We start from the raw sequence: 8,656 nt of genomic DNA on the forward strand, positions 1-8,656 counted from the left end.
GGGGGGCGCGGGGGGGGGGGGGGGGCCGCCCCCGCCCCCGCGGCGCCGCGACGCGGAGTGCGTCGCGGCGGGAGTGCCCGGAGAGGCAAGGGGACTGCCCGGAGGGGCAGGGAGAGTGCCCGGAGAGGGGGCGCCGGGGGAGCGGCGGACGGCCGGGGCCCCTGGGCACTCGCGCAGGCGTCGGAGGCCCCGGCCGGAACGGGAGGTTCCGCCGTCAGCTGCCCGCGGAGAGGTTGCCCGACAGGACCGGGATGTTGCTGAGGATGTGCGAGAGGGACTCGTCACCCTTGGCCTGGGTGGAGTTCTCGGTGCACTGCTGGTTCATCGGGTTGGACAGGACGTTGATGTCCTGGACGCCGACGTTGACGAGCGCCAGGATCGACTGGGCGTTGACCTTGGCCGGCAGGCCGATGCAGGGCTTGTTCAGGGTGCCCTGGACCAGGCTCATCTGCGGGCTCATCGCGCCCTCGGTCTTCTGGTTGCCGTAGATCTGGGTGGCGCCGTTGCCGTTGACCGTGTTGATCCCGTTGTCGTTGCCGATGGCCATCGCCGGGGCGGCCACGGCGGCGCCGGCGCCGAGGATCGAAGCGGTCGCGGCCGCGGTGGCCATCATCTTCTTCAGCATCATGGGTCCTTCTCTTCGCACGAGTGCCCCTAATGGAGCAGTACCGTGATCAACGGCCCACCCCGGCGCGGGTTGCGCAGCTTCACCCGAACAGCCCGACACCGGCGTGCGCGTGCGAAGCCGGTGCGCGCGTACGTCAACAGGGCGCCCGCCCGTTGTCAGTGCCCTCTGCCACGCTGACGACATGGACGAACAGATCATGCGCGGCCGCGTCTACGGCGCGGACCACGACGACCCCGACCCCGGCCCCCGACCGGGCCGCACCTACCGCGAACTGGTCGGCGGCCCCCTCGACGGCCTCCTCCTGGACGTCACCGCCTGGCCCGCCTCGGCGCTCACCGAGCAGGTGGCCCTCCCCACGGAGATAGGCCGCTACGGACCGGGCGGCCGCGCCACCTACGCCCCCCGCCCGGGAGACCCGGGCCGGTGGGACTGGGCGGGCGACCTGCCGTGAGGTGATCCCGGCGTCCGGCTCAGGGGACGGCCTCGCCGTCGTGCTCGCCCCCGATGCAGCTCCACTGCCCCTTGTCGGAGTCGTACTCCACGCTTCCGCCGCCCGCGGTGCACTCCTGGGAGGTGACCGTGGGGGTGGGCGAGGGGTCCGCCGCCTGGACGGTGGGCGCCGCCGCTGCGAGGACGGCCAGGAGCGCGGCCACCAGGAAACCGAGCAGTCGTGTACGCATGGGGTTCTCCCGCAAGGTCGAACGACGCGGTCCTGCCCACCGTCGCCCCGCACCCCCGCCGACGGCGCGGCACGAGGCACCCGCTTGCTCCATTCGGGTGACGGCCGGGTGCCCGTCACCCCAGGGGCGACGGCCTCCGGAGGCGCCCTGCGCGGGCGTCCGGCCCCGTCCGGCAGCACGCTGGGTGCCATGGAGAACGTGCCCTCGGTGGACGTAGGGCCGCCGGACGACCTAGGGCTACGCAAGGTCCACATCGACGGCAAGCCCGCGGGCAAGGTGCGGTCCTGCAAGGAACTGCAACGCCTGCTGCGCCGGGCCGGACTCCCCTTCGACCACGCCATCCACTGGCTCGGAGGGGACAGCACGGTGTGGCCCGACCGCCGCTGGCGCAGACGCGCGTTCGGCGCCCTCGTCGTGGCCGGCTGCCTGCTGACCACGGCCGTGCTCGTGAAGATCGGCTTCAAAGACGCCTCCAGCGCCCTGACCTACTTCGGACGGATCGCCGGCATCACCTTCCTCGCCGCGGCCGTCGTGGAGCTCGCCGCGGCGGCTGCCGCGATCGACCACTGGGGCCGGCGGCAGGTGCGGTTCTCCGGCGTGGTCGTGCTCTGCGGAGCCGTCGGAGCGTTCCTCGTCGGCCTGGTGCTGCTGCTCGTACAGATCGACGGCGGGGTGTACACGCCGTACCTGTGGCTGTGGATCGTGCTCCTGATCTGGTCCTCGTGGGCGCTGTGGGTCCTGGTGCGCGCGCGGGCGTGGAAGGGACTGCTGCATCCCCGGAGCATCGCGGTCGGCGTGGTCGTCTCCTTCCTGCTGGCCGTCGCCAACCTGGGCTACACGCTGATCTACCTGCCCTCCGTGACGTCCCCGGTGATCCTGAGCAGGGCCGAATTCAGGAAGCCGACCCTGAACGAGGCGGGGACGAAGATGTTCCTGCCGGTCCATCTGACGACGAAGAACTCCGGACAGGTGCCGGTGTACGTGCTCGGCACCATCCTCTGGGTGCGGGGCGGGCCGGAGGCCGCGCCGAGGAACCTGATCAGGGCCCGTGAGTTCATCGCGCCGCCCGGACAACTGCTCAGCCCGGGGGAGGAGATCACCCGGGACGAGGTCGTCGTGATCAACCCGCAGCGGACCGACCTGGAAACCGTCACGGCGCAGACCGAGCTCTACGCGGTCCGCAAGGACAAGATGACGATCAGCCCGGACTACGAGCGCTCCATGGAGTACCGCGAAGGCATCGAGGCGCAGGGAAAGGAGAACGACCCCCAGGGCCCTCAGGACGTCAACTACTTCCGCTACCAGGCCGACATCACCAGCAGCAGCGAGATCGGCAACGTCACCCGGGGCGAGCGGCGCGTGACCTTCTGGTGGGTGCGCAAGGGCCAGTGGCCCTACCTGTACGTGGACGTCGCCCCGCCGGGCCGCCGGCGCGCCTTCGACCCCGCCGACCCCGGCGCGGCCAGGAGCGCCGCCCAGGCGTACGGCGTCGTCGTCGTGCGCGGCTCCCGGGCGGCGGTGCCGTTCGCCGAACTCCAGGAGCGGGCCAGGAGCGGGCACTCCACCGGGTGATTGTCCCCGGACGGTGCGGAGCGCCTGCGTGAGGGGCCCGGGCGGGGCGCCTTCAATGGGCGCCCATGACCTCACGCCTGCAACCGCCGCTCACCCGCCGGACCTTGCTCACCGGCGCGCTGGCCCTCGGTACGGCCGCAGCGCTGCCGCTCGCCGCCGCCGCGCGGGCCCGCGCCGCCACCGGACCGGAGATCGCCGCCTGCGGGACGTGGGGCGCCAGAGCGGCGTCCGAGCAGGTCGTGATCCTCGACTCGCCGCCGCAGCGGATCGTCATCCACCACACCGCGACCGCGAACGTGACCGACTACTCCAAGGACCGCGCCTACGCCCTCGCCCGGGCGATCCAGCGCTACCACATGGACACCCACGGCTGGATCGACACCGGGCAGCACTTCACCATCAGCCGGGGCGCCTTCGTCATGGAGGGCCGCCACCACAGTCTGGACGAACTGCGGGCCGGGGCGCGGCAGGTCCGCGCCGCCCACTGCGTCGGACAGAACAACACCTCGATCGGCATCGAGAACGAGGGCACGTACACCAGCGTGGAGCCCCCCGCCGCCCAGTACGCGGCGCTGGTGGAGATGTGCGCGCACATCTGCCGGCAGTACCGCATCCCCGCCGCCGAGATCTACGGCCACCGCGACTTCAACGACACCGGATGCCCCGGCGACCGGCTCTACGCGATGCTGCCCAAGCTGCGCCGGGACGTGGCGGGCAGGACCGGCGAGACCGCCACCGACCCGCTGTGGGAGCTCGTCCGCGACCTGCCGGGCGGCGGCGGCCTCGGGCAGTCGGACTACTTCCCCGACGGGATCCCCGTCCTCGGCACCGCCCGCTAGCGCGGCGCGCCGGGGTCCGCCGGTGTCCCCGCCGGCTGCCGGCGCAGTCGGCGGCGCGCCGCGCCGTACGTCGTGAGGAGCCAGGCCGCGGTCGCCGCCGCCAGCAGGACGCAACCCAGGGCGCTCAGCCAGGGCGCCCGGACCGTCGTGCCGACCGACAGGGCGGTGGCGGCGGTCATCGCCATCGGGAAGACCGTGGCCCAGCGCGCGACGTCGTAGGTGAGGCGGGGCCGGACCACCTCGGCCGCCGCCAGCACCGCGTACCCGAGCAACGCGAGCACGAGCAGGACGAGCATCGCGTCGTACAGTCCCGAGCGGCCCGCCGCCGGGCCGGAGGAGGCGGACCAGAGCTTGTCGGCGGCCAGCGCGCCGGCCGCCAGGGCGCCCGCGGCGATCCACTGGTCGCCGCGGCCGTCGACCACCTGCGCCACGTCGAAGCGGGCGAAGGCCTCGACGTACAGCGCCAGGCCCAGCAACCACAGCACCGCCGCCGCCCACGGCAGCACCCGCCACACGGCGCCGCCCAGGTCGGCCGCCAGCACGGCCAGCGCCTCCGTGGCCACGCTGACCAGGAACACCGCGCCCGGCACCCGCCGCCCGCCGTGCCGCAGCACCGACACCAGCAGCCCCGGCCACAGCGCGAACGCCAGGGCCAGCAGCACCTCCGGTACGGCCTGCCAGCCCAGGGCGTGGCAGCGCACGCCGAGGACCGCCGTCGCCGCGACCCCGGTGAGCGCGGCCGGGGTGTCCGCCTCGCGCACCCAACGCCTGCGGTCGCTCACGAGCCGGGACAGGAACACCCCGGCCAGCAGCAGCCACAGCGCCGCCGCCAGCCCCAGCAGCACCCGCGAGACGGTCTCGGCGCCCACCAGGTGCATCCCGACGGACAGCACCGCGGTCGCCATCACCGCACCGCCCGCGGCCGGGGGCAGTTCCCCGACGCCGGTGCTCCTGCCGCCGGCAGTCGTCACGCCGGCGGTCGTCACGCCAGCGTCTGCTCCGTGACGAGGTCCACCAGCGCGCGCGTGCCGCCCTCCGCGTGCGCCCGGCGCTGCCGGTCCGCCCCGTTGCCGTCCCGCAGCAGCCCCTCGACCAGCGACGTCACCTGCTCGGTGTCCCCCGCGGCCGCCAGGGCCGGGCCGATGTGCTCCAGCAGCCGGCGCAGCGCGTGCCGCACGTCGCGCGGACGGCCGTCGGGCCCGGGAAGCGAGCCGCCCAGGCCGTGCCGCGCCGCGTGCCAGTCGGTGGCCTTGAGGAGTTCGGGCGGACACACCGGCAGCGGCAGACCCGCCTCGGTCTCACGCAGCGCGGTGGCCACCAGGGCGCGGGCGACGCCCGCGACCAGGGCCGCCTCGTCCGTGCGCAACTGGACGTCCGGGCAGCGGATCTCCACGGTCGGGTAGTGGTCGGAGACCCGGGCCTGCCAGTAGATCTGGCGCGTGTCCCCGATGACCCCCGAGTTCAGCAGGGCCTTCACCCGCTGCTCGTGGTCGTCGAGGCTCTCGAACCGCGGCGGTGGTCCACTGACCGGCCAGCGGCCGAAGATCATGGTCCGCCAGCTGGCGAAGCCGGTGTCGCGGCCGTCCCAGTACGGCGAGTTCGCGGCCATGGCCAGCAGCGTCGGCAGCCACACCCGGATGCGGCCCAGGACCTCCACCCCCGTGGCCCGGTCGGGCACGCCGACGTGCACGTGCATGCCGTTGATCAGCTGTTCCGCCACCAGCTGCGGCGCCTGCGCGCGCAGGCTCAGATAGCGGGACGACTCCGTCACCGGCACCGGCGACGCCGTCCGGACGGGGGCGGCGCCGCAGGCCGCGAGCCGGCAGCCGAACGACTCCGCCGCGGTGCTCACCGCGTGCCGGAGCCGCCGGAGGTGGCCGACGACCTCCACGAGGTCCCCGCACACGGGCGTGGCGACCTCCACCTGGGCCTGGAGCAGCTCCGACTGCACCTCCCCGGTGTCCAGCGTGGCCTGCAGCCCCGCCGCCGCCCGCACCTTGCCCGCGAGCGGCACCGGGAGGCCGGAAGCGGAATCGACCAGCAGGAACTCTTCCTCGACGCCGAGCGTGATCACTCCCCTTCGGTACCCGCCCCGCACCCGGCCCACCGGCGACTACGGCGAACGGACGCGACGGCTCACGCGAACGGGGGCGGGCAGGCCGCTCGCGAGCGGCGAAACAGTCGCGGCCGACCGGGGCCGAGGCCGCCCCGGAGCCGGGGCCGAGGCCGGAGCCGGGGTGAGGGCCGGTGGCGGCGGGAGGGGCGGCGGCAGGAGGGCCGGCGGCGGCATGTGGGTCGGTGGTGGCAGGAGGGTCGGTGGTGGCGGGAGGGCCGGTGCCGGGGTCACCCCACCAGCCTCAGCAGCGGTGCCCCCACCGGCCAAGGGAGCTCGCCGCGCGCGGCGCCGGCCGCCAACCGCAGGGCACCGAGGAGGGGATCGCCCTCCGAGCGGCGCAGTCCGGCACCGGGCAGCCGGGCTCCGATCAGCTCGCCCACCTCCTCGCGGAGCCCCGCCATCTCGAACAGCCCGCCGGTCAGGGCGAACGCCGGGCGGTCCAGCCCGGTCGCGGCCGCCGCCGCGGTGTCCGCCATCTCCTCGGCCGCACGCCGTAGGATCCCCGCCGCCACCGGGTCGCCCTCGGCCCGGGCCGCCGCCACGGCCGGGGCCAGCGAGGCGAGGAGCCCGGCCCGGTCGGGCCGCAGCTGGAAGGCCGCCGGAAGGCCGCCGACCGGCCCGAACCTGCCCACGACGAGGGCCAGCAGGGCGGCGGACCCGCCGGGGCGCCCGTCGTGGCAGCGCAGCGCCGCGTCCAGCGCGGCCCGCCCGATCCAGGCGCCGCCCCCGCAGTCACCGAGCAGGTGCCCCCAGCCGTCGGCCCGCCGCCAGCCGGTGGCCAGGTCGGTGCCCAGCGCGATCATCCCGGTGCCCGCCGCGACCACCACCCCCGGCCGCGCCCCCAGCGCGCCGGCGTACGCCGCCACGGCGTCGGCGGCCAGCACCAGCCGCCCGGTCCCGCACCGCGCCGAGAGCGGGCCGGGCAGCCGCTCCGCGAGGTCCGCGCCGAGCGAGGCCATCCCGGTCGCCCCGACGGCGACCGCCGCCACCGAGCGGGCCCCGCCGCGCCGCAGCACCACGTCGAGCCCGGGCAGCAACGTCTCCAGCAGGGCCTCGGCGTCGATGCCCCGGGGGCCGGTCCGGGCGGGCACGGGCCGTTCGACCTCCGCCACGACCCGCGGGCGGCCCTGGGGGTCGAGCCGGGCGAGCGCCGTACGGACCCCCGTGCCCCCGACGTCCACGCCGACCACGCGGTCGCCGACGCCTGGTGCGGTGCCGCGGCGGGGGACGGGGCGGGGGACGGGCTGTGCTCGGCCGGAGCGGTCCACCCGGGCTCCTCCTGACACGGGACGGCGCGTGCCCCCAGTGTGCCGCCCGGCCCGTACCCGTCACCGCCCGACACGGGCGCGCCGCGGCCCGTGCCCGTCCCGGCCCCGTGCCCGTCGGCCACGTCCCGGCCCCGTGCCTCCCCCCCCGCTCCCGCGGAAAACCGTTTGCGCGCGCCGTGGCCGTGACGGACGATCGTCCGTCGTGACCAGCTCCCCCTTTGCCGCGATACTGCCCGACCTGTCCCCTTGGCGCTCCAGCCGGGACTTCCGGTTGCTGTTCGTCCAGGGCGTGGTGACGTTCTTCGGCAGCTTCATGGCGCTGATCGCGCTGCCGCTCCAGATCAAGGAGCTGACCGACTCGCCGCTGGCCGTCGGGGCCATGGGCGCGGTGGAGCTGGTCCCGCTCGTGGTCCTCGGCCTCTACGGCGGGGCCCTGGCCGACGCCGTCGACCGCCGCAAGCTGATCCTGCTGACCGAGGCCGGCCTCGGCCTGCTCGCGCTGGTCCTGCTGGTCAACGCCCTGCTGCCGGAGCCCCTGCTGTGGCCGCTCTACGTGGTCGCCGCCGGCGTCTCGGGCCTGGCCGGACTGCAGCGGCCCGCGCTCGACTCGTTCATGGCCCGCATCGTCCCGCACGACCAGCTGACCGCGGCGGCCGCGCTCAACGCGCTGCGCTACCAGGTCGGCGCCATCGCCGGACCCGCCCTGGCCGGTGTGACCGTCGCCTACGCCGGCCACGCCGCGGCCTACGCCGTCACCGTGGCCGGATTCGTCCTCTCGGTCCTGATCTGCGCCCGGCTCAGCCCGGCCCCGCCCTCGCACGACGCCGAGCGGCCCTCGCTGCGCGGCATCCTCGAAGGCGCGCGGTACGCCTGGAGCCGGCCCGTGCTGCTCGGCACGTACGCCGTCGACCTCGCGGCGATGTTCTTCGCGTTCCCGAACACCATCTTCCCGTTCCTGGCGGACGAACTGGACGCCACCTGGGCGATCGGGCTCATGTACGCGGCCGGCTCGGTCGGTTCGCTGCTGCTCGGCCTGACCAGCGGCTGGGCCTCCCGGGTCCGGCGGCACGGCCTGCTGGTGGTGTTCGGCGCCGGGGTCTGGGGCCTGGCGATCGCCGCGGCCGGCTGGTTCACCGACATCTGGGTGGTGCTGCTGTGCCTGGCGGTGGCCGGTGCCGGCGACATGCTCAGCGGTCTGGGCCGCTCCACCATCTGGAACCAGACCATCCCCGAGGAGCTGCGGGGCCGGCTGGCCGGCATCGAGGTGCTCTCGTACAGCGTGGGGCCCCAGCTGGGCCAGCTGCGCGCGGGCGCCGTGGCCGGCTGGACCGGCACCCGCAGCGCGTTCTGGAGCGGCGGCCTCGCCTGCGTGGCCTCCGTGGCCCTGCTGGCGGCCGTCCTGCCCAAGCTGATCACGTACGACGCCACCACGGACGAGGACGCCCGCCGCCGCCGCGCGGCGAAGGAGGCGTCAGGCGCGACCACCGCCTGACGGTCCCGTCGGCGCCCCACCGCCGGACGTGCCGGGCGTCAACATTGCGGGCCGGGCCACG

General features: G+C 75.3%; 9 protein-coding genes. 4 read left to right on the forward strand and 5 right to left on the reverse strand.

What is annotated here, in order from left to right:
* Positions 1 to 214 precede the first annotated feature (214 nt).
* The gene (locus LG632_RS28530) at positions 215 to 625 is read right to left on the reverse strand and encodes a rodlin (protein WP_226730638.1); all 411 of its coding nucleotides are present in this window, start codon (positions 623 to 625) and stop codon (positions 215 to 217) included.
* Between the two features lie 184 nt (positions 626 to 809).
* Here LG632_RS28530 and LG632_RS28535 point away from each other — a divergent pair, with 184 nt between their 5' ends.
* Positions 810 to 1,079, forward strand: a complete 270-nt coding sequence (locus LG632_RS28535; RefSeq protein ID WP_226730624.1) for a hypothetical protein — start codon at positions 810 to 812, stop codon at positions 1,077 to 1,079.
* Positions 1,080 to 1,098: 19 nt separating this feature from the next.
* Here the strand turns inward: LG632_RS28535 and LG632_RS28540 are convergent, their stop codons facing one another.
* Positions 1,099 to 1,308, reverse strand: a complete 210-nt coding sequence (locus tag LG632_RS28540; protein ID WP_226730626.1) for a hypothetical protein — start codon at positions 1,306 to 1,308, stop codon at positions 1,099 to 1,101.
* Positions 1,309 to 1,497: 189 nt separating this feature from the next.
* On the opposite strand from LG632_RS28540, the gene LG632_RS28545 reads away from it, so the two are divergent.
* Both LG632_RS28545 and LG632_RS28550 read left to right on the forward strand, forming a co-directional pair.
* The gene (locus tag LG632_RS28545; protein WP_226730628.1) at positions 1,498 to 2,880 is read left to right on the forward strand and encodes a hypothetical protein; all 1,383 of its coding nucleotides are present in this window, start codon (positions 1,498 to 1,500) and stop codon (positions 2,878 to 2,880) included.
* Between the two features lie 65 nt (positions 2,881 to 2,945).
* A complete protein-coding gene (locus tag LG632_RS28550) occupies positions 2,946 to 3,719 on the forward strand; it encodes a peptidoglycan recognition protein family protein (RefSeq protein ID WP_226730629.1) in 774 nt (257 codons plus the stop codon).
* Here the strand turns inward: LG632_RS28550 and LG632_RS28555 are convergent.
* From LG632_RS28555 to LG632_RS28565, 3 genes are all read right to left on the reverse strand, one after another.
* The gene (locus LG632_RS28555) at positions 3,716 to 4,690 is read right to left on the reverse strand and encodes an SLAC1 family transporter (RefSeq protein ID WP_226730631.1); all 975 of its coding nucleotides are present in this window, start codon (positions 4,688 to 4,690) and stop codon (positions 3,716 to 3,718) included. The genes LG632_RS28550 and LG632_RS28555 overlap by 4 nt on opposite strands.
* A gap of 11 nt (positions 4,691 to 4,701) precedes the next feature.
* On the reverse strand, positions 4,702 to 5,793 hold the full coding sequence (locus LG632_RS28560; protein WP_226730633.1) for a carboxylate-amine ligase: 1,092 nt from the start codon (positions 5,791 to 5,793) through the stop codon (positions 4,702 to 4,704).
* Positions 5,794 to 6,062: 269 nt separating this feature from the next.
* Positions 6,063 to 7,103 (reverse strand): BadF/BadG/BcrA/BcrD ATPase family protein, encoded by a 1,041-nt coding sequence (locus LG632_RS28565; protein WP_226730634.1) that lies wholly within the window; start codon positions 7,101 to 7,103, stop codon positions 6,063 to 6,065.
* 202 nt (positions 7,104 to 7,305) lie between these two features.
* Between LG632_RS28565 and LG632_RS28570 the strand changes: the two genes are divergently transcribed.
* Positions 7,306 to 8,595 carry an MFS transporter gene (locus LG632_RS28570; protein WP_226730636.1) on the forward strand — a complete coding sequence of 430 codons (1,290 nt, stop codon included), beginning with the start codon at positions 7,306 to 7,308 and terminating at the stop codon, positions 8,593 to 8,595.
* The last annotated feature ends 61 nt before the right edge of the window (positions 8,596 to 8,656 follow it).

Origin of the sequence: Streptomyces antimicrobicus (assembly GCF_020532625.1) — a bacterium.
GTDB lineage: Bacteria > Actinomycetota > Actinomycetes > Streptomycetales > Streptomycetaceae > Streptomyces > Streptomyces antimicrobicus.

Coding starts and splice junctions, on each gene's coding strand:
- LG632_RS28530 (WP_226730638.1), bottom strand. CDS start 625: ATGCTGAAGAAGATGATGGCCACCGCGGCCGCGACCGCTTCGATCCTC.
- LG632_RS28535 (WP_226730624.1), top strand. CDS start 810: ATGGACGAACAGATCATGCGCGGCCGCGTCTACGGCGCGGACCACGAC.
- LG632_RS28540 (WP_226730626.1), bottom strand. CDS start 1,308: ATGCGTACACGACTGCTCGGTTTCCTGGTGGCCGCGCTCCTGGCCGTC.
- LG632_RS28545 (WP_226730628.1), top strand. CDS start 1,498: ATGGAGAACGTGCCCTCGGTGGACGTAGGGCCGCCGGACGACCTAGGG.
- LG632_RS28550 (WP_226730629.1), top strand. CDS start 2,946: ATGACCTCACGCCTGCAACCGCCGCTCACCCGCCGGACCTTGCTCACC.